The 24701-nt window shown below is 55.7% G+C and carries 12 protein-coding genes and 1 tRNA gene; 7 read left to right on the top strand and 6 right to left on the bottom strand.

Annotated features, from left to right (window positions below; translation table 11 throughout):
* Window position 1: 1 nt before the first annotated feature.
* Complete coding sequence (locus ABVF61_RS02065) at window positions 2-238, bottom strand: putative signal transducing protein (protein ID WP_353991864.1); 237 nt, start codon at window positions 236-238, stop codon at window positions 2-4.
* A 175-nt stretch (window positions 239-413) separates the two neighbouring features.
* Here ABVF61_RS02065 and ABVF61_RS02060 point away from each other — a divergent pair, with 175 nt between their 5' ends.
* The gene (locus ABVF61_RS02060) at window positions 414-1430 is read left to right on the top strand and encodes a polyprenyl synthetase family protein (protein ID WP_502949924.1); all 1017 of its coding nucleotides are present in this window, start codon (window positions 414-416) and stop codon (window positions 1428-1430) included.
* An 83-nt stretch (window positions 1431-1513) separates the two neighbouring features.
* On the opposite strand, the gene ABVF61_RS02055 is transcribed toward ABVF61_RS02060, so the two are convergent.
* Together ABVF61_RS02055 and ABVF61_RS02050 are read right to left on the bottom strand one after the other, a co-directional pair.
* Entirely contained in the window at window positions 1514-2395 is an 882-nt protein-coding gene (locus ABVF61_RS02055) for a 4-(cytidine 5'-diphospho)-2-C-methyl-D-erythritol kinase (RefSeq protein ID WP_353991863.1), read from the bottom strand.
* An 11-nt stretch (window positions 2396-2406) separates the two neighbouring features.
* Complete coding sequence (locus ABVF61_RS02050) at window positions 2407-4191, bottom strand: tetratricopeptide repeat protein (protein ID WP_353991862.1); 1785 nt, start codon at window positions 4189-4191, stop codon at window positions 2407-2409.
* 276 nt (window positions 4192-4467) lie between these two features.
* On the opposite strand from ABVF61_RS02050, the gene ppdK reads away from it, so the two are divergent.
* Both ppdK and meaB read left to right on the top strand, forming a co-directional pair.
* On the top strand, window positions 4468-7140 hold the full coding sequence (gene ppdK / locus ABVF61_RS02045) for a pyruvate, phosphate dikinase (RefSeq protein ID WP_353991861.1): 2673 nt from the start codon (window positions 4468-4470) through the stop codon (window positions 7138-7140).
* A gap of 36 nt (window positions 7141-7176) precedes the next feature.
* Window positions 7177-8121: a methylmalonyl Co-A mutase-associated GTPase MeaB gene (meaB, locus tag ABVF61_RS02040; RefSeq protein ID WP_353991860.1), complete on the top strand. Its 945-nt coding sequence runs from the start codon at window positions 7177-7179 to the stop codon at window positions 8119-8121.
* Between the two features lie 4 nt (window positions 8122-8125).
* On the opposite strand, the gene ABVF61_RS02035 is transcribed toward meaB, so the two are convergent.
* From ABVF61_RS02035 to map, 3 genes are all read right to left on the bottom strand, one after another.
* Window positions 8126-10405, bottom strand: coding sequence for a bifunctional diguanylate cyclase/phosphodiesterase (locus ABVF61_RS02035; protein WP_353991859.1), 2280 nt, complete (start codon window positions 10403-10405; stop codon window positions 8126-8128).
* A gap of 173 nt (window positions 10406-10578) precedes the next feature.
* Window positions 10579-11280 (bottom strand): RadC family protein, encoded by a 702-nt coding sequence (gene radC, locus ABVF61_RS02030; protein WP_353991858.1) that lies wholly within the window; start codon window positions 11278-11280, stop codon window positions 10579-10581.
* Between the two features lie 20 nt (window positions 11281-11300).
* A complete protein-coding gene (map, locus tag ABVF61_RS02025; protein ID WP_353991857.1) occupies window positions 11301-12131 on the bottom strand; it encodes a type I methionyl aminopeptidase in 831 nt (276 codons plus the stop codon).
* Window positions 12132-12354: 223 nt separating this feature from the next.
* On the opposite strand from map, the gene ABVF61_RS02020 reads away from it, so the two are divergent.
* From ABVF61_RS02020 to ABVF61_RS02005, 4 genes are all read left to right on the top strand, one after another.
* A tRNA-Leu gene (locus tag ABVF61_RS02020) sits at window positions 12355-12440 on the top strand.
* A 352-nt stretch (window positions 12441-12792) separates the two neighbouring features.
* Window positions 12793-13398, top strand: a complete 606-nt coding sequence (locus ABVF61_RS02015; protein WP_353991856.1) for a VPLPA-CTERM sorting domain-containing protein — start codon at window positions 12793-12795, stop codon at window positions 13396-13398.
* A 267-nt stretch (window positions 13399-13665) separates the two neighbouring features.
* Window positions 13666-14469, top strand: coding sequence for an ABC transporter ATP-binding protein (locus ABVF61_RS02010; protein WP_353991855.1), 804 nt, complete (start codon window positions 13666-13668; stop codon window positions 14467-14469).
* 863 nt (window positions 14470-15332) lie between these two features.
* The gene (locus ABVF61_RS02005; protein WP_353991854.1) at window positions 15333-24692 is read left to right on the top strand and encodes a T1SS-143 repeat domain-containing protein; all 9360 of its coding nucleotides are present in this window, start codon (window positions 15333-15335) and stop codon (window positions 24690-24692) included.
* Window positions 24693-24701 lie beyond the last annotated feature (9 nt).

Raw genomic sequence — 24701 nt, 5'->3', positions numbered from 1 at the left:
GTCAGCAACTATCTCTCGCGGGCCGCAATTCATGTTCCAGTCCTGCATCCCGGACAAGATTGCGCGCCTTTTGGATCTGATCCGCATCGACCAGAATGCGTCTCGGAATCATCGCAAGTGAGCCCTCCATGATGCTCATATTTCCGTCTGCGACAAAATGCTTGATGCCAGCTTCGTCGAGGATGGATTCCAGAAAGGAAATGAGGACTGGATCGTTGGTTCGGAGTAGTTCTTCCATTTGTTTTCCGGGCTTAGCGGCTTAAAGGCGGGCGCTTGCCATAAACGCCCCGTCAAGCTGGTTTACAGCAAAATCAGCTGATTGTGGCATTTCAACAGTTTGTCAACTGACTGGCGTCTTGCCCCGGACGCGTTCGCACCATATTGTCCGCACAAATATTCAGGGAGTGCCATAAGTGGCCGTTGTCGCAACATATTCTGACAGCCAGTCTCGCCGTCCAAGCATCCAGGCGCTTGTGGACCTTGTGTCCCCGGGCATGGCCGAAGTGAACGAGCTGATTCTTTCAAAGGCCGGCTCCAACGTGGAGTTGATTCCGGAAATCGCCAAGCACCTCATTTCGTCCGGTGGCAAACGGCTACGCCCCATGCTTACGCTCGCGTTTGCGGATATCTTCGGATATCAGGGCAGCGGACATGTCACCCTGGCCGCAAGCGTCGAATTCATGCACACGGCGACCTTACTGCACGACGATGTCGTTGATGAAAGCGACATGCGCCGCGGGAAACTTGCCGCACGCAAGCTCTGGGGTAATCAGGCGAGCGTTCTTGTTGGCGACTATCTTCTCGGACAAGCATTCAAGATGATGGTCGATGTGGGCTCGCTTGAGGCTCTCCATATTCTTTCGTCTGCATCTGCTGTCATTGCCGAGGGCGAAGTGCTCCAACTGGGCGCTGCGAAGAATATCACGACGTCCGAAGCCGACTATCTTCGGGTCATCGAAGCCAAGACAGCCGCGCTTTTTGCAGCTGCTGCCGAGGTCGGTCCCGTGATCGCTGCGCAAAACGCGGCAATGAAACAGGCTGCCCGTACCTACGGCCTGGAGCTTGGCTATGCCTTCCAGTTGGTCGATGATGCACTGGACTACGGCGGGTCATCCGCCGAGCTTGGCAAGGATGTCGGTGACGATTTCCGCGAAGGAAAGATTACCTTGCCTGTCGTTTTCGCTGTCGAACGCGGTTCCGACGCGGACCGGGCGTTCTGGAAACGATGCATGGAAGGCGAGGAAGTCGGCGAGGGCGATCTTGAGCAGGCCATTGAACTGCTGAAGAAATATGACGCGCTCAGCGACACAGTGAGCCGTGCACGCGCCTATGGCGACAAGGCTTTGAGGGCGCTGGACACGCTCCCGCCGGGCCGACACAATGATGCCCTTGCGGATGCCGTTGCGTTCTGCATTTCGCGTGTAAGCTAAAGGCACCGCGTGCCTGTGCCAAACCGGATCGCCTGGATCTCAGTGTAACGCTTGAGTGCTATTCGGGAGTGTTTTCTGGCTTTTCAGGACAATGCACCGGATGCGATCCACCACTGCGGATGTGCAGCGCGCAAGGTGCGCTCAATGTTCATGGACACTTCCGCGTCGCACAATCCAAACACCGTGGCACCTGATCCGGACATTCTCGTCAACAGGACACGCTCATCGGATTGCAAAGCGGATATTGTTTCGCCGATGACAGAGCAAAGATCGGTTGCCGGCTTCTGAAGGTCGTTCCTGCACTCTTTGAGGAACGCAACCATCGTCTCAAGGGATTCGAAGCTGTCCGGCAGTCTGCTCATCGGTGGATTGTCTTTTTTTGTCAATGCCTTGAAAACTTCAGGTGTTGAGACACCTACCTTGGGATTGACGAGAACGATCCCGCCTTTCGGCAATCGTGGCGCCGGCGACAAATCGCCCCCTATACCGCGCATGATGCGGGGTTCTGCGTTCAGGCAGACAGGCACATCTGCTCCAAGCGACAGGGCGAGGTGATGGAGTTGGTCATCCGCAAGATAAGCTCCCGTAAAGTCCTCCAGCAAACGCAACGTGGTCGCGGCATCGCTTGACCCTCCGCCAATGCCAGAGGCGACTGGCAGGCGTTTGCTGAGTGTCAGCTTGACGGCGAGGTCGGACTGTCCGGTAATTTCAGCAAAGAGTTTCGCTGCCTTCAGCACCAGGTTGCTTGCAGGCGGACCTTCAAGATCGTTCGCAAACGGGCCTTCTACCACGCATTCGAGCTTGTCAGATGGCTCTGCTGCGAGTCTGTCGCCGATCTGGGGGAAAACCACCAGCGACTCCAGAAGGTGATATCCGTCTTTGCGCACACCCGTGACATGCAGCGCCAAGTTCACCTTGGCCCGGGCAAGTTCTGCCCGGGTTTGCATTCCCTTTCGAGTGGTCATGGTGTCCGGGATCACCCGCCGTTCTGGTCGCTATCCGCCTTCGCAGCGTCTGTAGCCGGCGTCTCCTGCAGTCCGTTCGCGATCTTGTCGAGAATTTTCGGAAGATCCTTTTCCGTTGGACCGAGATCACGTGCGTGGTTCCACTGGAACCGTGCCTCGTTTCGGCGGCCAACCATCCAGTAAGCATCTCCGAGGTGATCATTGATGACGGGGTCGGCAGGGCGAAGCTCAATGGCTCGTTCGAGCTCCTTCACCGCTTCTTCAAAGCGGCCGAGCCTGTAATAAACCCATCCCAGACTGTCGACGATGTACCCGTCCGTCGGGCGCAGCTCGACGGCTGTTTTTATCATCTCAAGGGCTTCGTCGAGCTTCAGGCCCTGGTCGACGAGCGAATATCCGAGATAGTTGAGCACAAGCGGCTGATTTTCATTTAGCTCAAGCGCTTTGCGGAAATCGGCTTCTGCGATATCCCACTTTCCAAGCCGTTCCCGAGTGATACCGCGGAAATACATGAGGAGCCAATGCTGCGGTTCCAATTCGGCGATCGTGTCAATGCCTTGCGTATAAACGACTTCCGCTTCTTCGTAGATTTCGTGGGACCGGAGGATGTTGCCGAGGGCGATGACAGCTTCAAGATCCGACGGATCCGCGGTGATCAAGGCTTCCAGATGCTCGCGTGCCTCTTCGACCTTTTCCAATGCGTTGTAGTTCAGGCCGACCTGGATTTCGGCTTCGCGTTTCAGGACGCTGTCGTCGGGCACGCGCATGAACGCGTCAATCGCCCTGGCAGGCTGCTCCATCCGCTCAAACACACTTCCAAGCGCGATTGCGGCGAACTCGGCATTTGGATCCATGTGAAGCGCAAGTTGCAGGTAGGATGTCGACAGTTCCTCTCCACCGTCGCGCCCGATGACGGCGCCCAGACCGTAGAGAATTTCCGACATGCCCTCCGCTGGGTCGCTCACCATCGGCGGAATGACTTCTCCGCTTTCCAGAAACGCCCTTGTTTGCTCGATCTTTGGGTGGCCGCGAAACTGTTCGTCGTATTGGTCAAGGACAGCGATCGCGTCTTGTTTCCTGTCATTCGCCGCGAGGATCCGAGCGTAAGCGTCCACAACACGGATTGCTGCCTGATCGAGCGCGTAAGCGCCCTCGATGGTTCTCAAGGCGTCTTCGTTTCGCCCTGCTGCAAATTGAAGGTGAGCCTTATGTGTTGCCTTGAAGACCCCGAACCAGTCCGGTCCCTGAAGATTGTCGATGATGACGAGCGCTTCATCGATCTTGCCGCTGCCATAGAGCGACCACGCTCGGGAAATGCCCACCGACAACTGAGCTAGCGGGCCATTCCGGCCAGCTGCGAGGGTTTCATCCGCTTCCGTATAGCTGCCTTCGACAATGCGCTGTCCGCCAAGCGCCAGCTGCGCAAGGAAGTTCTTCAGACCGGCTTTTTCCAGTTCGCCCGCATAATGGACCGCGTCCTCGACATCCCCATTGGCGAGTTTCAAGAGAAATGTTCGCTCGAGAAGCATCGTGTTGGTCGGGTCGGCGGCGAGGGTCTCTTCGTAAAAAGCGGCCGCGTGTCCGTAGTCTTTCTGGAAACCTGCCAATCGTCCCGACAGATAGCTGCCGGAGAGTGTCAGCGGCAGATTGGACGGGGTGCCGAAGACCTGTGATTTTGCATCTGTCTCGGCGAACGCGGAAACGGGCATCAGCGCGATGGCGCTTACCAGGGCTAGAGCCTTCAACCTGGAATTCTTGGAGTCCATCCGGGAAACGGCGCTGGCCAAGTTTGTCATTATTCCTCGCACAATTCGATCGATGGGCAGAAGTAATTCGCTTATTGCCCTTGAGAATGGCGTCTTTAAGGCTGTGCGGCAAGGCATCCACGAAACTTTCTGAGGGTTTAAATCCTTTTGATTTTGCCCGCCGTTGGAAATCTTTCGTAACGGGCGGAAACAATGCGGCTTTGGACCAAAAAGGACTTGAAGACAATTCTTTGCCGTAGCAGGAATGTGCGGCGCAAAAAATGACGGGGACGTGTCGTCTCCGGAGCCACGCGAGGAGTATATCAAATGGCCAAGTGGGTCTTCAGTTTCGGCAATGGTGCAGCAGAAGGTGCAGCGGAGATGCGCAATCTGCTTGGAGGAAAAGGCGCCAACCTTGCTGAAATGAGCAGCCTTGGCCTGCCGGTTCCGCCCGGTTTCACCATCACCACGGAAGTCTGCACCTGGTACTATGAGCACGATAAAACCTATCCGGAGGAGCTCAAGGCGCAGGTCACGTCAGCGCTCGATCAGATCGGTTCCGCCACAAGCCGCAAGTTTGGCGACCTTGACCGCCCGTTGCTTGTTTCGGTGCGCTCGGGCGCGCGGGTTTCGATGCCCGGCATGATGGACACTGTGCTTAACCTTGGGCTGAATGATGAAACCGTCGAGGCGATCGCCAGGGAAGCCGACGACCGCAGGTTTGCTTACGACAGCTACCGCCGCTTCATTCAGATGTACTCCGATGTCGTGCTTGGCCTCGACCATCACGAGTTCGAGGAAATTCTGGAGGATTACAAGGAGCGGAATGAGCTCTCGCTCGATACGGAAATAGATGCCGACGCTTGGCTGGGCATCATCGAGAGGTTCAAGGCTCTGGTTGAAGAAGAACTGGGCAAGCCATTTCCGCAGGATCCGCAAGAACAGCTTTGGGGTGCGATCGGCGCCGTCTTCAGTTCCTGGATGGTGCCGCGTGCTGTGACCTATCGGCGTCTCCATGACATTCCAAGCAGCTGGGGCACAGCCGTGAATGTGCAGGCGATGGTATTTGGGAACATGGGTGACAGCTCGGCGACAGGCGTTGCGTTCACGCGGAACCCGTCGACCGGCGAGAATGCGCTTTACGGCGAGTTCCTGGTCAATGCGCAGGGCGAGGACGTCGTTGCCGGCATTCGTACCCCTCAGGATATCACGGAGAAAGCCCGGATCGAGGCGGGCTCTTCCAGCCCGTCGCTGGAAGCCCTGATGCCGGAAGCCTTCGGAGAATTCCAGACGATCTGTTCGAAGCTCGAAGCGCATTACAAGGACATGCAGGACCTTGAGTTCACGATCGAAAAAGGCAAGTTGTGGATGCTGCAAACGCGCGCCGGCAAGCGAACGGCGAAGGCAGCGCTCAAGATTGCGGTCGATCTTGTCGAAGAAGGTGTGCTGAGCGAAACGGAGGCCGTCGGCCGCGTCGAGCCTGGTGCTCTCGACCAGTTGCTTCATCCCACGATCGATCCGTCGGCTGAACGCGACATCGTGTCGACCGGTCTGCCGGCGTCGCCAGGGGCTGCGTCCGGAGCCATCGTGTTCACGTCCGATGAAGCGGAAAAGGCAAAGGCTGAAGGACGGAAGACGATCCTGGTCCGTGTTGAAACCAGCCCTGAGGACATTCACGGCATGCATGCTGCTGAAGGCATTCTGACCAGCCGCGGCGGTATGACAAGCCATGCGGCCGTTGTCGCTCGCGGCATGGGTAAACCTTGCGTTTCCGGCGCCGGAATGTTGCGGATCGACTATCGCAACGGCGTCATTAATGCGGGCGGGCGCCAGTTGAAGGAAGGCGATATCATTACGATTGACGGTGCGACCGGACAGGTGCTTTCCGGTGAAGTCAAAATGCTGCAACCCACGCTTTCGGGCGACTTCGGCACCCTGATGGGCTGGGCGGACACCTTTCGCCGCATGAACGTGCGCACCAATGCCGAAACGCCGCAGGACGCGAAAGTGGCGCGTGAATTCGGCGCGGAAGGCATCGGGCTTTGCCGGACGGAGCACATGTTTTTTGAGGGCGAACGGATCGTGTCTGTACGCGAAATGATCCTCGCCGAGACGGAAGAGGGCCGGCGCGGCGCGCTCGCAAAACTGTTGCCGATGCAGCGTCAGGATTTCAAGGATCTGTTTGAAATCATGCACGGGCTGCCGGTCACGATCCGGCTGCTCGATCCGCCCTTACATGAATTCCTGCCAAAGTCAGAGGAGGAGCTCAGCGAGGTTGCAAGAGCAATGGGAGCCGATCCGGAACGTTTGAGGGACCGTGCACTTGCACTTGAGGAATTCAACCCGATGCTAGGCCATCGCGGATGCCGCCTGCTTGTTTCCTATCCCGAGATTGCCGAAATGCAGGCAAGGGCGATCTTTGAAGCGGCCGTTGAGGCTGCCAAAACGACAGGTGCATCGGTGGTGCCGGAAATCATGGTTCCGCTGGTCGGTCTCAAGGGCGAACTGGACCATGTCCGGCAGAGCATTGAAGCCATGGCCAAGGCTGTCGCCAAAGAAACGGGTACGGAACTGACCTATCAGGTCGGCACGATGGTGGAGCTTCCCCGTGCGGCGCTGAAGGCTGCTGAAATAGCTGAATCTGCCGAGTTTTTCTCCTTCGGGACCAATGACCTCACCCAAACGACCTTTGGAATTTCGCGCGATGATGCAGCCTCGTTCCTGGGCACGTATCAAAGCCGGGGGATTATGGAACAGGACCCGTTCGTCTCGCTCGATCCGGACGGCGTCGGAGAATTGATCAAACTGGGTGTTGAGAGGGGTCGATCAACCCGCGCCGACATCAAACTCGGCATCTGCGGAGAGCATGGCGGTGATCCGGCGTCCATTTCGTTCTGCGAAAGTGTTGGCCTTCATTATGTGTCCTGTTCGCCGTTCCGGGTTCCGATCGCCAAGCTGGCCGCGGCACAATCAGCCCTGAAACATGGCAAACCGGCCTGATCAGTCGCTATTCCCGGCAACTTGCGAGGTAATCTCTTGAGCGGGTTTCCATCACTGGCGGAATTGCGCGCAGGCAACAAAAGGCTGCTCGCTCGTGTGCTGACCCGGCTGGAAACCCACGCGCAAGAGAGCGATACGGCGTTGTTCCTGGATAATGCCTGCACAGGCGCAGTGGGACACGTTCTGGGACTGACCGGACCACCTGGCGTCGGCAAGTCGAGCCTGACCGACGCGTTGATCAAGGCCTTCAGATCTGAGGGAAAACGTGTTGCGGTGCTCGCGGTTGACCCGTCATCCGCGATTACGGGCGGTGCATTGCTGGGCGATCGCACGCGGCTCAAGACGGATCCGTCCGACGACGCCGTATTTGTTCGCTCAATGGCTGCGCGTAGTCGCCTGGGCGGTCTTTCGGATCAATCGGTTGCCGCAATTTCCGTCCTGAGGGCGGTTTGCGACCTGGTCATCGTTGAGACCGTCGGTATCGGTCAATCGGAAGGCGATCTGAAACAGGTCGCAGACACCGTATTGTTGTGTATTCAGCCGGGCTCCGGAGACAGTCTTCAATTCATGAAGGCGGGGATCATGGAGCTGCCGGATCTGGTCGCTGTCACGAAATCCGATCTTGGAGCCATGGCGAGGCGGGCAGCTTCAGATGTCTCGGGCGCTCTGTCGCTCAGCCGGCAATCCGACACCGATTGGACTGTGCCGGTTGTGCAGGTTTCGGCGCAAACGGGGGCCGGAATTCCGGAATTGGTCGCGCATGCGCGTTCCCATCATGCACATCTTTCAAAGGGTGATTTGTCTGAACGGCGTCAGCTTCAGCACGTTGCGTGGTTCAAGGACATGGTGCGAACCGACTACGGCAGGGAAGGGCTAAGGTCGGCATCTGCTGACGCTTCGGGCTGGCTGGTCCAGGCACGGGACAAGCCTTTTCAGAGTTTTGCCGGTTTTGCCGCAGGCTTCAGGCGGTCAACAAACTAAGCCGTCAGCCTTTTGCAGCGCGCGGCCTCGCATCGAAGCTCCCCGCAAGGTCTTCCGAGTTTTCATTGTGGAAGTCCTTCAGGAACTTGCTCAGCGCGACGCTGGTGAGCGGCCTTGAAATGAAGTAACCCTGCATCCGGTGGCAATCATGCACCTGGAGGAAGCGGATCTGATCGATCGTCTCGATGCCTTCGGCAACGATCGTCATTCCAAGTGCTTTACCGAGCTGGATGATCGAGACGAGAATCGCCTCCGCTTCCGGATTGCCGTTCATATCGGACACAAAGTCACGATCGATCTTCAGCGTGTCGAAGGGGAAGCGGCGAAGATAGCTCAGACTTGAGTAACCCGAGCCGAAGTCGTCCAGAGCAACCTTGACCCCCAGGCCTTTCAGCCGTCTCAGGGCGTTCAGAACGGAATCGTCGCGCCCGGCGAACACGCTTTCAGTGACCTCGATTTCGAGCCTTTGCGGCGGCAGATCATTTGCCGCCAGGATGGCCATGACCTTTTCAACGAAGCGGGGATGCTTGAACTGGTTCGGAGACACATTGACCGAAACAACGACACCGGGCCAGTCATGCGCACGTGCGCAAGCCTTGTTCAAAACCCAGATGCCAAGATCATTGATCAGCCCCGTTTCCTCCGCGACAGGAATGAACTGGGACGGTGGCACGACAGTGCCGTCTTCCTTAGTCCAGCGAGCCAGTGCCTCTACGGAAACGATCTTCTTTGCATCCGTATCCGACTGTGGCTGGTAGGCCAGATCCAATTGGTCATTTCGAAGCGCAAGCCGGAGTTCGCGGGACATCTCGTCCTTGGATTGAACGTGATGTTCCATGGTCGGTTCGAAGAAAGACCGGCGGTTTCTGCCGTTCGCCTTTGCGTCATAGAGCGCAATATCCGCCTTGCGCAGCAATTCGTCCGGGTTCTTGCCATCCTTGGGTGCAATGGCCGCGCCCATGGAAAGACTGGCGAAGATTTCACGGCTGCCGACCTTGACCGGCCTCGCAATCTCATCCTGCACCTGATCCAGGATGTACTCCAGCCACTCGTCGTTTTCGCACTTGCTGATGACCATGGCGAACTCATCGCCACTGATACGCGAAACGATGCCGTTTCTCGGAAGAACCTGTTTCAGTCGGTTGGCAACGGCAACGATGACCCGATCGCCTGCGGAGTGGCCAAGCGTGTCGTTGATATCCTTGAAGTGGTCCAGGTCAATATAAACGACGGCCGTGTTTGTGCCGTTCTGCTCGCCAGTTTCAAGCGCGCTCGTCAAAAGGGCCTGGAAGCTGGACCTGTTGGGCAGACCTGAAAGCGCATCGTGGCTCGCGGCATGAACGGCCTTGGCTTCACTTCGTGCAAGTCGCTTGGTCATCTGACGCGTGAACAGGGTCACTGCAATCACGACAGCGGCAATCAGAAAAGCTGCGACTGCAAGAAACGGGTTGATGCGCTCGAGCATCTGTGTGCCCGGGCGGCTCGCCTGCCAGGCGATTACACCGATATTCTCGCCTCTGGGAGACTCCAGTTGGTAGGTACCGACGCCGCTTCGGTCCGTCTGCTCATTCGCCAGGACAAAACCGTCGAGGCGGGACATGTCAGAGATCTTGGCGAGCTTCTGGCCGCGCAGCGGGATCATGCTCACCAGCACCGCCGGTGGCTGCCGCTCGGCGAAGACAGACTGGATCTGAGGAACCACAGCTGCGGCTGTGAACATGAAGGGCTCGCCGGTCAGTGGCACCACACCGGTCTCGGCAATCGACAGGTGCGTGTCGCCGTTTTGCGGCATGAATCGGAAGAGGCCTGATGGTGTCTTTTTGAATGAAGTGATGTAGCGCGCGCGGACCTTGGCGATTGCCGGCCGCAATTCGTCGAGCACCTTTGGGGACATCCAGTCGCTGTTTTCGTCATGTGCGTAAACGGAAGCGACTTCAAAATCGGAGTCGACAAGGACCGATCTCGTAAAGCCATGATTTCTGGACAACCAGTTCATCATGTTGTTGCGGATCCAGTTCCTGTTGGGAACCGGATCATTCACGGCGTGAAAAGCTTCATCCCAGATGACCACACCGGTTTGCTTTTTGGAGATGTAGTTTTGCGTGAGTTGCACGGCGCCGGCGAGAAGCTTGTGCTGCGACTCCTCGGCTGCTTCGTCAGACAGTCGTGCCGACCAGCTCATCAGTCCGAAGATGGTTGCCACGGACGTCATCACTACGATCAGCATTGGGAAAATGATCGCGCTTGCGATGTGCCCACCGGAGTTTTTGATTGATCTGTTCATGCAAAGGCCCAGTTGATGTGGGCTGAGTATCAGACAGGCAGGTTAAAGAATGCTCCCAAGATATTAGTAAAAAACCGGTAAAATTGTAACAAACGTGGAGGCGGGTGAATATTGGCAGCTAAAGCGCAGACTTTTCTTTGAAAATAGCGAAAAGTAAAATTGTAGTTTTGGTTTCAAATCAGTTGAAGAGCGCGAAGACTTACGTTGTCCCTCAAGCCGATAATGATGTGGTCGTGCACTTCAATTCCCAATGGCTTTGCAATTTCGACGATCTTCTTGGTCATCTGGATATCCGCGCGTGACGGCGTCGGATCGCCCGAAGGATGATTGTGGACGAGTATGAGCGCCGTCGCGGAGTGTTCGAGCGCGCGGCGGATAACTTCGCGCGGGTAGACGGGTGTGTGATCTACGGTTCCGGTTTGCTGAACCTCGTCCGCGATCAATCCGTTTTTCCTGTCAAGGAACAGAATACGAAACTGTTCAACGGGGCTGAGTTCCATTGAAGCCTGGAGATAGGCAATGACTTTGGACCAGGAATCGAGCAGCTGGCGATCGCTCAGTTCGGCGCGATGGTATCTGGCGATTGCGGCATGAACGGCCTTAATGGTGTCGATGCTGACGTCGGATAGGCCCGATATCTCGCGCAGCCTTTCGCGCGGTGCTGCAAGAACGGCGGAGAAAGATCCAAACCGCTGAAGCATCGCTTTGGCTATCGGTTTGGTGTCACGGCGTGGCAGCGCTGCGAACAACAGAAACTCCAGCAACTCATAATCAGCGAGGCTGTCCTCACCCGACTTCCGGAATCGCTCCCGCAGTCTTTGGCGATGCCCTTTATGATGCTGCGCCGGCGTGGAAGCATCCGGATTATCCGCCACCTGTTGGCCTCTTGCTGCGTTTAGTCGTTCGGCCGTCCGGGCTTATGAATGCCACCAGGCGACGTGGTGAAAATCTCACAGCCTTCAGGTGTGATGCCGATGGAGTGTTCGAACTGCGCAGACAGGGACCTGTCTCTGGTGACAGCGGTCCACCCGTCGCTCAAGACCTTTACGTGAGGGCGGCCGAGATTGACCATCGGTTCGATCGTGAAAATCATGCCGGGCTTCAGTTCCACACCTTCTCCCGGACGACCGTAATGCAGGATGTTGGGCGTATCATGAAACAGGAGCCCAAGCCCGTGACCGCAGAAATCGCGAACGACCGAGCAACGCTGCGCCTCGACATAGGTCTGGATGGCGGCGCCGATGTCGCCGGTCGTGTTTCCCGGCTTGGCGGCCGCGATCCCGCGCATCAGGGATTCATAAGTCACGTCGATCAGGCGCTCTGAGGCGCGCTTGAGCTGTCCGACCGGATACATCCGGCTGGAGTCACCATGCCACCCGTCGAGAATGAATGTGACGTCGATGTTGACGATGTCGCCCTCGCGCAAGGCCTTGTTGTTCGGGATGCCGTGGCAGACGACGTGATTGATGGAGGTACAGCAGGACTTTGTGTAACCCCGGTAGTTGAGTGTAGCCGGCAGGGCGTTGTGATCGGCACCGTACTGGTAGACGAAATCATCTATTTCCTGCGTGGTAGTACCAGGCTTGACGATTGCCGCGAGCTCATCGAGACACGCCGCCGTCAACTGTCCGGCGCGCATCATGCCTTTGAAATCATCCGGCCCGTACAGCCTTACCTGACCGGTGTTTTTCAGCGGAGCTTCCGCAGCGTCAATGTAGCTCACCATGGGGTTTCATGTCTCACAATTGGTGCCATCAGAGCAATATAAGAATAGGTATTGCCTCGGGCACGCTTTTCTTTTGCCTGTGTGTTCACATACCGTCCGGCGGCGACAATTTCCAGATGCGGTTTCGCCAAATCGAGGCCGCCGTGGATACTTCCTGCCGAATTCACCAAAACCACACGCCGTCGCTTGCGAATTTCCGCAAGGCCGGATAGGTGAGGGATACGCGGGCGTGGTGGAACTGGTAGACACAAGGGACTTAAAATCCCTCGGCCCTAGGCTGTACGGGTTCGAGTCCCGTCGCCCGCACCATCTTCGAAACAGCTGCCTCGCAGGCGTGCGTCTTTTCATGCACATTCCGCTTGGACGTCTTGCGACTGTTCGAACCGCCTTGGGCATGCTGAACTGCCTGCTTGCTAGTTCGCTTTTTTGAGCGGGGTAACAGACGCGTCGCTGCACACGAGAAATTGAATAAATTCAGCCAGTAAAGAAGCAGAGTGTGAGTAAATATTGCGTGATACCTTTGTGCTTCACCTGATAACTGGAAATTTTCACGCGTTTTTGAAAATAATTCTATCAGTGTTCAATTGAGACAAGTCACCGTCGTGAGCATCTTCTGGGTAGCGGCATACTAAAACTAACGCCTATTTTAGAAGGTGCAATCATGTACAAAAAAATACTTGCGGCCGGACTGCTCAGTCTTGGTCTCATAACATCAGCAAATGCCGGTTCGGTCGGTTTCCAGGTGAATGATGTTTTCGGTACGCCGTTTTCAGGAACCGCCGTGGATACCGATGCCTGTACACTTGGACCGGACTGTGTCGGCTTTCTCATCCCCCTGAACGGAGACACGAAGTCGCTGTTCTTGGGGTTTGATGCCGTGAGCACGACGTCCGCGTCGGTCTTGAACCTTACTTTCCAGGATCTGGACCTTGTGGGAGTGAACGATCCCTCGCGGCTTCTGGAACAGGTCTCCGTTTTCAATGGTGGCGGGGACTTGCTTGGAGCTTTCACCGATGTCAACGACCCGGGTGTTTCGGGCGACAATGACATTCAGGCAATTTCGATAGCGCTTGGAGTGCTGCCTGCCAATTCGTTTTACGCGCAGCTGGACTTTTCCGTGCAATCGCCGCTAAGGGGCGGGAACACCGCTGAGTTTTTGGTGGCCGAAATACAGGCTGTACCGGTCCCTGCGGCCCTTCCTTTCCTGATGGCCGGCCTTGGCGCCCTTGGCTTCATGGGATGGCGCCGGAATCGTTCCGAAGCCTGATACAGCAAAAAACGAGGCGGTCTTTCGGGGCCGTCTTTTCTTCTGTCAGAGGCCCGCGCGCTGGCGCGAAACGCCTGCCTTTGTCGAGACAAAAACCTTTGTGCGCTGTGGGCCTCCGTTTCGGCAACACGGGCATATCAGGACTTCCCTGTACAGAATATCCATTACCCATGAGCAGCTTTGACGTGAGCAAGCATTTTCGCCATTGATGCAGCGCTTCGGGCACTTTAAGCATTGCCGGGTCTGATTGTGACTTGTGACCGGAAAATGAAGCGTCAGCCTGCCGAAAATCCCGCCATCGTCTCCCTGAAGGGCGTTTCAAAGAGCTTTCAGAATGGCACTGTCGCTCTTGAAGATTTCACCCTCACTATCCGGCCGAGAGAATTCCTTTCGCTGCTCGGACCTTCCGGATGCGGTAAGTCGACGGTGCTGCGCATCGTTGCCGGTCTTGCAGATCCATCAGGTGGTCAAGTGACCTGGCCACAAGAACCGGCAAACCGACTTGAGCACGATCTAAGCTTCGTTTTTCAGGAGCCGACGCTGATGCCCTGGGCAACGGTTTATGAAAATGTCCGGTTGCCCTTGCGACTGAAAGGCGTCGTGGAAAGAACCGCACGTCCACGGATCCTCGAAGCCCTTGAAATGGTCGGGTTGAGCCAGTTCGCACAAAGTTATCCGCGCGAATTGTCAGGCGGTATGAAGATGAGGGTGTCGATAGCGCGTGCCCTCGTGACGCAGCCAAGGGTTTTGCTGATGGACGAACCCTTTGCCGCTTTGGATGAGATCACCCGTTTCAAGTTGAACAACGATCTGCTGCGGCTTTGGCAGCGATTTGATCTGACGATCGTTTTTGTCACACATTCCGTTTTCGAGTCCGTCTACCTTTCCGAGCGGATTGCCGTCATGCGGGCTCGACCGGGGCGCATTGCAGCAGACATTGCGATCGATACACACCTTCAGCGCAATGAGGCGTTTCGAACCTCTGTGGAATATGCCGGTCTTTGTGGCCAGGTTTCCGCCGCTCTGCATAAAGCGATGGGCGAGGATGCGGACGCGTTCGAACATATCTGAGAGCTGAGGACTACGGGCTTCTCCTTAAAGTTGAATGTCTTGCGTTCGTGAATGCAGTCTTGGCATTTTGTGATTTGAAACCCGCTTACCCGGAGATATGCCGCATTTTCGCCCTAAATCGGGCGCGAAACCCATCCTGTTGAAAGTCGATTTCCACAGGCATTGCGCTCATGATTGCACTGTAAGGCAACAGGATTGAACAATTGATGGTGTTCAATTCCAGAAATCCGTGTATTCGTTGAGCTAAAAGTAATTATTATCGCCGCGTTTTAGGTGAATTCGAAATCAGATGTGTCTGATTTTAAATCTTATTTCCGTTTTTTTGCTTCTGAATTCTGGGATTTTTAATTTTGTTTGGCCATAATTTCACAAAGAAAAGTAGAAATGCGGCGCTAAGTGATTCCCTAGCTCTTTAATTCAGAGTGGGATTTAGTTTGGTGGTATTGCAATGTTTGCCAAATGAATTTCAATCTCGCGAAATCGGTTTAATGCCAATTGAATACTCCACCTTGCCAACTTACGTGAGCCTCGCGATGAAGAAGTTAGGTGGTTGAAGGTATTTCGATAAAAAGTTTCATTTTTTTGGCATTTTTGCTGCGTACAGAAATATTATTTCTCACAACATGTTCATTTGTTTGTATTAGTTAACAAAAAATCTTGTATATTATACAATAAATACTTTTTATTTTGAATAATTTTTTGAATTTATTCTATACGGGGCTACGATTTTGATCAAATCCCATCATGAGTGTTTACCTTTTCTAAAGTTAATGTGTGCGTGTCTTTCCTGTTTGGTGAAAAAATTGTAAATGTTTGAAGCCTGATTTTAGAAAAACTGATCACAAAGTGCAGAGTGTTTGGCGATGAACGAGTTTGTCCGCATAGCGCAAGCGACCCCTCCGGCAACAACAGAGAGCGCTTCGGCTATTGCTGAAAGTACCGGTCCTTTGGTGGTTGAACGTCCGCTTGCCCAACAGAGCATCGTGATGCTCAAGGGAACAGACCAGTTTGTCGACCTGCGGCAAATCCTAGATGAGACGATTTCGTTCTTCCGCATCGACGGTGATTTGCAGATGATTTTCGCCGACGGCGGCATGGTCATCATCCAGGACTTTTTTGTCGGAGACAGTGTTGCCGACTTCCTCATTGTCGGTGATGAGGAGTTTCTGTCGCTCGATGACTTCGTCTCTCTTGCAAGCGTTCAACTGGCAGATGAAATCCAGACCGCGGCGGGAGACACCAGCAATCTGGCGACGGCTCTTGGCGGTGTGCAAAGTTCCGGACAGACGTTTGAGCCGACCGATATCGGTGCCCTGGGTGACGGTCTCAACGTGGCCGACCTGCTCGTTGGGGAAGGCCCCACGGAACGTAATTTCATTGTCGACGATTTTTCAGACGGTGAAGAGAACACATCTCCGGAAATCGGCACGCCAGTCGACAGCACGCTGGACGAACAAAACCTCCCCGAAGGCACCGATCCGAACAATCCGGTCTCTGCCACTGCGAGTCTGGATGTCTTTTTCGGAGACAATGCAGGCAGCGACGTCAGGCTTGAATTCGATGGACTGCCAAGCGGCCTGACATCTGATGGCGAGACATTGATCTTCAATGTGGTGACCAACGCTGACGGCGGAGAGACACTTTCTGCAACCAAATCGGTATCAGGCGAACTCGTTTTCACAGTTGCGTTAAACGTTGTCGGTGCCGGCGCATCCTTGGGCGGTCAGTACACGTTCGACCTCTTCGGCAATTTGGATCACGTTGCTGCGGGGCAGGGCGACAGCATTCCGCTGGTATTTGGTTTCAACGCGATCGATACCGACGGAGACGCCGACGGCGACACCTTCACGGTCAACATCATCGATGACCAGCCTGAAGCGGGCGACTCCGAGCTGGCATCGTTTGACGAACAGGCTTTGAGCAATGGGACCGACCCGGGATCATCGGCGCTGGTGGCGAGCGGCGCGCTGAATATCCAGTGGGGTGCTGACGACGCGGACGGCGCGGCAGACGGCGCCACCCAGGATGCCCCTGGCGGTACCGGCAACCGGTCCGTCGTCTTTTCACCGTTTACACAAGACCCGGGCCTGACCTCCGATGGCGTAGCGCTGACATATGAGTTGTCGGAAAACGATACGGTTTTGACGGCGTACAAAGGCGACGGCCGTCTGGATGCAGACAAAGTGTTCGAAGTGACGCTTTTCGACGACGACACCGGTTCTTACACTTTCGAACTCTTCGGTAATCTTGATCATCCAGCTCCTGCAGTGGGTGTGGACTCGTCATCTTTGAACCTGACGGCCAACTATATTGCGAGTGACGGAGATGGTGATTCAGTCGTCGGCAGTTTTTCCGTAGCGATCATTGACGACCAGCCGGAAGCAGGGGATGCCGTTCAACGTACGGTGCAGGAGCATGATCTTGCGAACGGAACGGATCCTGACCCGGGCGCGCTTACAAAAACAGGCGACCTGAATATCGTTTGGGGAGCGGATGATGCGGATGCCGCCGACGATGGCGAATTCCAGGACTCCCCAGGCGGTACCGGAAACCGCTCGGTCGTGTTTGCGGCAATCACAGATCAGCCGACCCAGCCGACCACCTCAGGTGGTGAAGCCCTGGAATATGTTCTTTCGCAGGGCGGCACTGTTCTGACCGCCTATAGTGGCGCAGGCCGCTTGGAAGCGGACAGAGTGTTCGAGGTCTCGCTTTCCGACGATGGTACCGGCTCTTATACCTTCGAGCTTCTCGGCAACATCGATCACAATCCACCAAACTCCATTGGCCAGATAGTGGCGTGGAACCTGGACTTTGCTTTTCTCGCCGTGGACGGTGACGGCGACGCGGTCTTGGGCGACTTCCGTGTGACTGTCGTCGACGATGAACCACTCGCCGGTACGGCTGAGCAGGGCACGGTTGAGGAAAGTGATCTGCCATCAGGTACGGATCCCGATGCCGACGCGCTTGTGCAATCGGGCGAGCTAAATGTCATTTGGGGCGCCGATGATGCCGATACCGATGATGCCGGCGGTGTACAGGACACGCCCGGCATTGCCGGCAACCGATCTATTACCTTCGCGCCGATCGCGGACCAGCCAACACAGGCAACCACATCGGACACTGTTGCGCTTGAATACGTCCTTTCGGAAAACGATACGGTTCTGACAGCCTACAAAGGGGCAGGCCGACTGGACGCAGACAAGGTGTTCGAAGTTTCGCTGTCCGATGACGGGACCGGGTCCTACACATTCGAACTATTTGGCAATATCGACCACACGAGCGGGCAGACCGAGGCCTGGGATCTGGACTTTACCTTCGTTGCCAGCGATAGCGACGGCGACATAGTGGAAGGTGATTTCCGGGTAACGGTTGCAGACGACGCGCCGATAACAGGTGAAGCTGAGCTTGGCGTTGTGGAAGAGGAGGAGCTGGAGGGAGGGCTCGACGATCCTTATCCGTTTCCACTTGACGGTGCTGCCAGTCAGGCGGGTGCGCCGCTTACCGATAGATTTTCCGGATCGCTCAACATTGTCTGGGGTGCTGACGACAACGACATTGCTGATAGCGATTTGAACGGATTACCAGTACAGGATGATGCAGCAGGTGCAGACCAGCGGTCCGTCATTTTCTCGGATGCCGCGGACGGTCTGATCGCAGATCCTGCCAGCATCGTTTCTGTCCTCGACGGAAACGGCGACAGCATCGATCTTACTTCGCTGACATCCCGCGGAGATGCGCTGAGTTATGTTTTGTCCGGCGACGGAACCCAACTAACTGCTTACGCGGAGTATGGCCAAGCTGGGGAACGCAGTGTGTTCCGCGTGGCTCTTTCTGACGATGACAGTGGATCCTATACATTCATTCTCGACGACGTTCTGGATCATCCCATTCAGGACACGACGCCGTTCGACGAGGATGCGCTTTCCTTGAGCTTCAACTATCTGGCGGAAGACAGCGATGGCGATCGCGCGCTCGGCAGTTTCGAAGTTCTGGCAATCGACGACGGTCCGCTGTTCCGGACCGACGACATTCATATAGTCGATGGTTTAGCGCTAACTTCCTTTACCGAAACGGCGGAGCTGCGCATTCCGGAAGTCGACACAAGCGGCACGATTTTTTCCGAGATCGAGGTAACGACACCGGGTACCATTTTCGACGTTAACGTGTCGTTGGAACTTCAACACAGTTTCAGCGGCGATTTGCTCGTTTTCCTGGTGCATCCGGACGGCACGGAAATCAGGCTCATACAGGATTCCACTGCGCGAATACAACCGGTAGACGGTGTCGTTTCGTTTGACGACGATGCTGCGAACACCATTGGAACCGATAATACGAACATCGTGGGCACGTGGCGACCTGACAGCACGCTCAACCTTGATTTTTTTGAGGGCCGCGATCAACTTGGAGTTTGGACGCTACAGGTAACCGACACCTTGAACGGCGACACCGGTCAACTCGTCTCGTGGACGCTCGACATTCAGACCGGGGTCTCGGCTGTGGTTGACGAAGACGATTTGTCGACGCAGCGCGGGGGCGGTATCGACGACAATGTCGACGGCAATAACGATCAGGCAACCGGCGACAACGCTACGATCACCAACGCTCTGCTGGACAGTGACAGCGATCCGACGACTGTTTTCGGAAATCTCGGCGTCCTTTGGGGGGCTGACAACGAGAACAGCGTCGAAAATGGTGGCACAAGCGCGGGTATAGGCGACCGTGCCGTCACGTTCGTTGAAGGTACCGGAGGCACGATCGAGAGCCTTGAGGCACTTGGTTTGACCTCAAGCGGGGACGCTCTCACCTATAGCCTCAACGCGACAGCCGACATATTGACCGCAACGGCGGGTGGACGCGTTGTTTTCACAGTCGAACTCTTTGATACAGACACCGGCTCATTCAAGTTCGATCTTCAAGACGCTCTGGATCATCCTGCCGGAGAAGCCGAAAACGACGTTATCCTGAATTTCCTTTTTGTTGCCACGGATAGTGACGGTGACACGGGTACGTCCACATTCTCCGTTGCCGTTGATGACGACATGCTCGTCGTTGGAGACACTGTCGAAACTGTCACGCTCGACGAAGACGATATTGTCAATCCGTTTTCGTTTGGATCGGAGCCGGGCGACGGCAATGCGGATGGTTCGACGACCGGTTTGTTCGATTTCATCGGACCGGCTTTGGCGCAGGGCTCATTTGCATCAATTGCCGACTTCGGCGCGGACGGGCCGGGCGCGACGGGTGGATTCGGATTTTCCTCCGATGCCATATCGCAAATGGAAGCCTTGGGTCTGCAGTCCCAGGGCGCGGCTCTCACGTTCGATGTTGTGGATGCCGCCGGCGCGTCCTTCCTTATCGGGTTTGTCGATGATGGCAGCGGCAGCTTCGATTCCTTCGATGACCGGCCGGTGATCAGCCTGGAGCTGGAAGAAACCGGTGATTACATACTCCGTCTGCACGACCAGCTCGATCATGTCGCCGGCAACGGAGAAAACACGACGCTGAGCACCGTGTCCGGCACGCTCGAGCAGATCAATTTCGGCGCCGTGATCGAGGTGTCTGATGGAGACGGCGATACTGTCAACCTGTCCGGACAGCTGCTCGTTCGGGTGACCGACGATATTCCGGGAGTGGATATCTGGGTTGAAGACTATGTTCGCATTGATGAAACATATGGTCTGCACAGCGACAATGTCTTCGATCCGTCAACCGGAGAATTTGATCCGGACGTCGTTGAACTCTTCGAAGATGTTGAACGCCCGGGTTCGGACAATGATTTGCCCGGACCGATCTATGCCAGTTTTGGCGTTGTCGGGTTCGACATTGTCGGTGGCGCAGATGATGATCCGGACATTGATCTTTCCCTGCGTATTGACGATCCCAATTCAGGTCTGACGACCACCGAAGGCAAAGCGATCACGCTTTCCCTGGAAGACGGTCTTGTCGTGGGACGCATCGATGGGAACGGAGACGCTGTTTTTGCTGTTCATCTGGCTGAAAACGGCGACGTTAGCATCGTTCAGTTCCAGTCCTTGTCGCATCCAGATACAACGACCTCCGACGAATTTATTTCGCTGGATGGCAAGTTGTCAGCGGTGCTGACAGTGACAGACGCCGATGGCGACACTGCCACAAATGAAGTTTCGATCGGCGCAGACGTCACCTTCGACGATGACGGTCCCGAAGCCTTCAGGCGCGGATCCGGTATCACGCGGAACGAGGGCAGCTCTGATACCACACTAGAAGGCCAACTTCAGTTTGACGGCGGTGCAGACGGCGCCACGGTCACCGGGATCACCTTTGTTTCCGACGGAGACTACATTCGTGCAATCGACACGGACGCGAGCGGCCCCGCACGGCAGGGCATTCTGTCGGCGGAAGGCCTTCCCATCGTCTGGTCGGATACGACAGACGTTAACGGCGTCATCACCGTTACGGGTGTCCTTGAAGGCACGACGACCGAGGCCTTTGAAATCATTGTCAATCCTGACGGCAGCTATACCTACCAGCAATTCGTCGGCTTTGATCACCCGGATGCGAATGAAGACGGCCGGGCCGATCAGCTGACGTTCCGGATGCGGTTTACCGTAACGGATGGAGATGGTGACACGGATACGGCGACCGCCGTCTTCCGGGTGAGAGATTCCGGACCGGAGATCGGCGTTGCCGAAGATGGTCTTGTTGAAGAAGACGGCATTCGCGCCATCGCCGACGCGGATCTTGCGATCGACTGGGGGGAAGACGACGCAAATGGTGAGAACGGATCGCCGGTTGAACGCTCGGTTGATTTCGCAGAACCCATTGCCGCCGACACTATTTCTTTCTCAGACCACAACGGAAGTCTGGACGCGTTGTATTCCGGTGGTGAGCTTGTCAATTTCACCTATATAAACGGTGTTCTCGTCGGATATACCGGCGCAGCTCCTGGAAACACAACGGACAGCAACGTCGTCCTGATCGCTGTGCTTTCTGCAGAAGGAACCGGTAGCTACGATTTCTTGCTCGTGCAGCCGCTCGATCACACGGCGCCGGACGGATCGGAACAGTTCATTGATTTGAGCATCACGTATAACGCGACGGATTCCGACGACGATACGACAGACGACGGAACTTTCACCGTGCGTATCGATGCGGCAGGCACATTGACGCCTATCGATTATTCGAACCTGTCGTCTGGTGTCTTCGTCAACCTGAGTGATCAGGAACAAACCTATCTTGGTCAGACGGTTTCCGCAGAGACGGCGACTGATCGCGATGGTGTTGATCCGGCAGTCATCGGCCTGGACAGTGTCGCTGGTCTTGATGACGCTACCGGCGGCACAGGCAATGACATTCTTGTCGGAAATGATCAGGCAAATACACTCTCTGGAAATGACGGCGACGATCTAATCGTCGGCGGCGCCGGGGACGATGTGGCCATTGGCGGCGGCGGGGACGATACGCTCGTCTGGAACGTTGGAGACGGCCAGGATCAGGTTCAGGGAAGTACGCTCGGCGGGACCGGTGATACGGAAACGGATACGTTTGTCGTAAACGGCGATACCACTGACGAAACTTTCTATGTCGAAACGGTTGCCGACTACAACGCGCGACTTGGTGGGGCCGCACAAACGCTTGACCCGAATACCGAAGTGGTCGTGTCACGCGCCGTCGGAAATGGTGCCTCCACGATTGTGGCGCAACTCGACAATATCGATCATATCGACATCAATGGTATGGGCGGGGCCGACAATCTCATCGTCTCTGGCGACTTCAGCGGTACGGATCTCGATGCAACGGCAATTACGTTTACCGGTGGAGACGAAACCGATACCGTCGATACGACCGGTGTAAGCAGCGATCACCGCGTTGTCTTCAACGGCAATGGCGGCGAAGATCTGCTCCTTGCCGGGATCGGCATCAATACGTTTAACGGTGGTGCCGGAATCGATACGGCTGACTATTCTGCTACTTCCGAAGCGGTCTATGTGCGTCTTGATCAGCCTTGGGCGACAGTTGCGGCCAACCGGTCGCTTGGATGGACCGCTCTGACCCAGGGAATTGCCGATGGTACCATTGCGCACGATGATCTCGTTGATGTTGAGAGTATCATTGGGACCGACTTCAACGATCTCATCATCGGAAGCGATGAAGCCAATGTCATAGAGGGTGGGGATGGCCGAGACTTTATCGGCGGCCTTGCCGGCAATGACCAGCTGTTCGGTGAAGACGGCAACGACCGCCTCGCCGGCGGTTCCGGCTTTGACCTTCTTGATGGTGGTGAAGGTGTTGATGTCGCAGACTATTCTGGCGATTCTGCTGGGATTTTTGCGCGAATGGATCAATCCTGGGTCACGTCGATCGCCAACAGAAGCCTGGGCTGGACTGCACTGACGCAAGGCATCGCCAACAATACAATCGAACACGATGATCTGGTGAGCATTGAAAACCTGATTGGTTCAAATTCACTGGACATCATCGTTGGCGATGCGGGCGACAATACGATCTGGGGCCGTGGCGGCGATGATTTGATCGCAGGAGCGGGTGGTGAAAATGCTCTGTTTGGTGAGGCGGGTAACGATAGGCTGATTGGTGGTTCCGGTGCCGACAAGCTTGCAGGCGGTGCGGATCAAGACACGCTGACCGGTGGTGCTGGTGCAGATGGGTTCGTGTTTGCAGCCGGAGAGGGCAGTGCTTTGCTTTCCGGCGCTGATCGCGTTACCGACTTCCAGGACGGTATCGACACGATTGTAATCACTGGGGGGCTGACCTACGCCGATATTTCGGTCGGAGACGACGGTTCGGGCAATGCAACCATTTTCGACAACGTCAACAATCAGTTTGTGGCGGTGATCGAAGGTGTCTCTTCGACAGACCTTGATGCCTCAGATTTCAGTTTTGGATCAGACCCGATTGTGCTTGATCTGGACGGTGACGGGATCGAGCTGGTGTCGGCAGCGGCGGGTGTCGGTTTTGATCATAACAATGACGGTGAGGTCGAGCAGTCCGGATGGGTTGGAAAAGACGATGGCCTGCTGGTCGCTGATCTCGACGGTTCCGGTGCAATCGAAAATGGCACGGAAGTGTTCTCGGAGATCTTCAATGGTGGTTCTTATGCGGATTCACTCGAAGCGCTTGCCTCACTTGACGCCAACTCCGACGGTGTGATCGATAAGAATGATGCTGCATTTGACACCATCAAAGTCTGGCAGGATGCGAATTCCGACGGCGTGACGCAAGAAGGTGAATTGCAGTCTTTGGAAGCGCTTGGAATAGAGGCAATCAGCCTTGAGGCTGAGAGTGTCTATCGGGATGAGGAAGGCAATTCCATCTACGCTGAAGGCTCTTTTTCGAAAGCCGACGGCAGCACAGGCAGCTATGCCGGTGTTTCTTTCTCTGTCGCATCCGAAGATGGACAGGACGTTGAAGAAACCGTGCGTCAATCAACGGCAATCGCAGCCGGAATTGCGCTGGTGCTTTATTCCGCATCGTCACAAGAAGTCGAGGCGGGATTGTCTCAGATCGCGGTTACCGGCGCTCCAGAACACGGTGAAGTTTCCGTCTCTGATGACTTCACGGTGACGTTCACTCCCGCTGCAGGGTATGAGGGTGGAGACTCAGTCGAGCTTGAACTCGTCCATGCCGACGGTTCTGTTGTGACCCGAGCCGTCGAGATTGAAGTTCGAGCAGACGAAACCACCTCGTCGTCCGAACCGGTTGCAGCGGCAGAACAGACGAACACCACCGTTGACAATGAGACACAGACGGAAAGTCTTGCGGCTTCAGCTGATGTTGCCGAGTTGGGTACTCTGGTTACGGGATCTGTCATCAAAGGCGACGACGGCGACAACATCCTTGTCGGGACTGATGGGGATGACGTTCTGATAGGTGGTCTCGGTACCGACACTTTGACCGGTGGCGGCGGCGCAGACACGTTTGTCCTCAACTCGCTTGCCGAGGCCGATATCATTACGGATTATGCATTCGCAGACGGCGACAAAATCGATCTTGGAGAACTTCTCGACGGAGCGTTTGCAACGGCTGCGAATGCCGGTGAATTTGTCCGCGCTGAAAAACAGGCGGACGGCGCAGTCAGGCTGGAAGTTGACCTTGACGGTCAAGGCACAGCGCACGACTGGCAAGATGCAGCGACGCTTCAAAATCATAGCTCGATGGGCGAAACAATTCGTGTCGTGCTCGATGTTGAAGGAAGCGAAGCGCAGATTCCGGTAAACGTTGCCTAAGGAACTGAA

The organism is Roseibium sp. HPY-6 (genome assembly GCF_040530035.1).
Lineage (GTDB): Bacteria > Pseudomonadota > Alphaproteobacteria > Rhizobiales > Stappiaceae > Roseibium.
Note: the sequence above shows the minus strand (reverse complement) of the source record. Positions and strands in the feature narration are given on the sequence as shown.

Bases quoted from the DNA above. Each gene is read 5' to 3' on its own strand.
- ABVF61_RS02055 (WP_353991863.1), bottom strand. From the start codon at position 2,395: ATGACCACTCGAAAGGGAATGCAAACCCGGGCAGAACTTGCCCGGGCC.
- ABVF61_RS02010 (WP_353991855.1), top strand. From the start codon at position 13,666: ATGAAGCGTCAGCCTGCCGAAAATCCCGCCATCGTCTCCCTGAAGGGC.
- ABVF61_RS02015 (WP_353991856.1), top strand. From the start codon at position 12,793: ATGTACAAAAAAATACTTGCGGCCGGACTGCTCAGTCTTGGTCTCATA.
- map (WP_353991857.1), bottom strand. From the start codon at position 12,131: ATGGTGAGCTACATTGACGCTGCGGAAGCTCCGCTGAAAAACACCGGT.
- ABVF61_RS02035 (WP_353991859.1), bottom strand. From the start codon at position 10,405: ATGAACAGATCAATCAAAAACTCCGGTGGGCACATCGCAAGCGCGATC.
- ABVF61_RS02005 (WP_353991854.1), top strand. From the start codon at position 15,333: ATGAACGAGTTTGTCCGCATAGCGCAAGCGACCCCTCCGGCAACAACA.
- ppdK (WP_353991861.1), top strand. From the start codon at position 4,468: ATGGCCAAGTGGGTCTTCAGTTTCGGCAATGGTGCAGCAGAAGGTGCA.
- ABVF61_RS02050 (WP_353991862.1), bottom strand. From the start codon at position 4,191: ATGACAAACTTGGCCAGCGCCGTTTCCCGGATGGACTCCAAGAATTCC.
- ABVF61_RS02065 (WP_353991864.1), bottom strand. From the start codon at position 238: ATGGAAGAACTACTCCGAACCAACGATCCAGTCCTCATTTCCTTTCTG.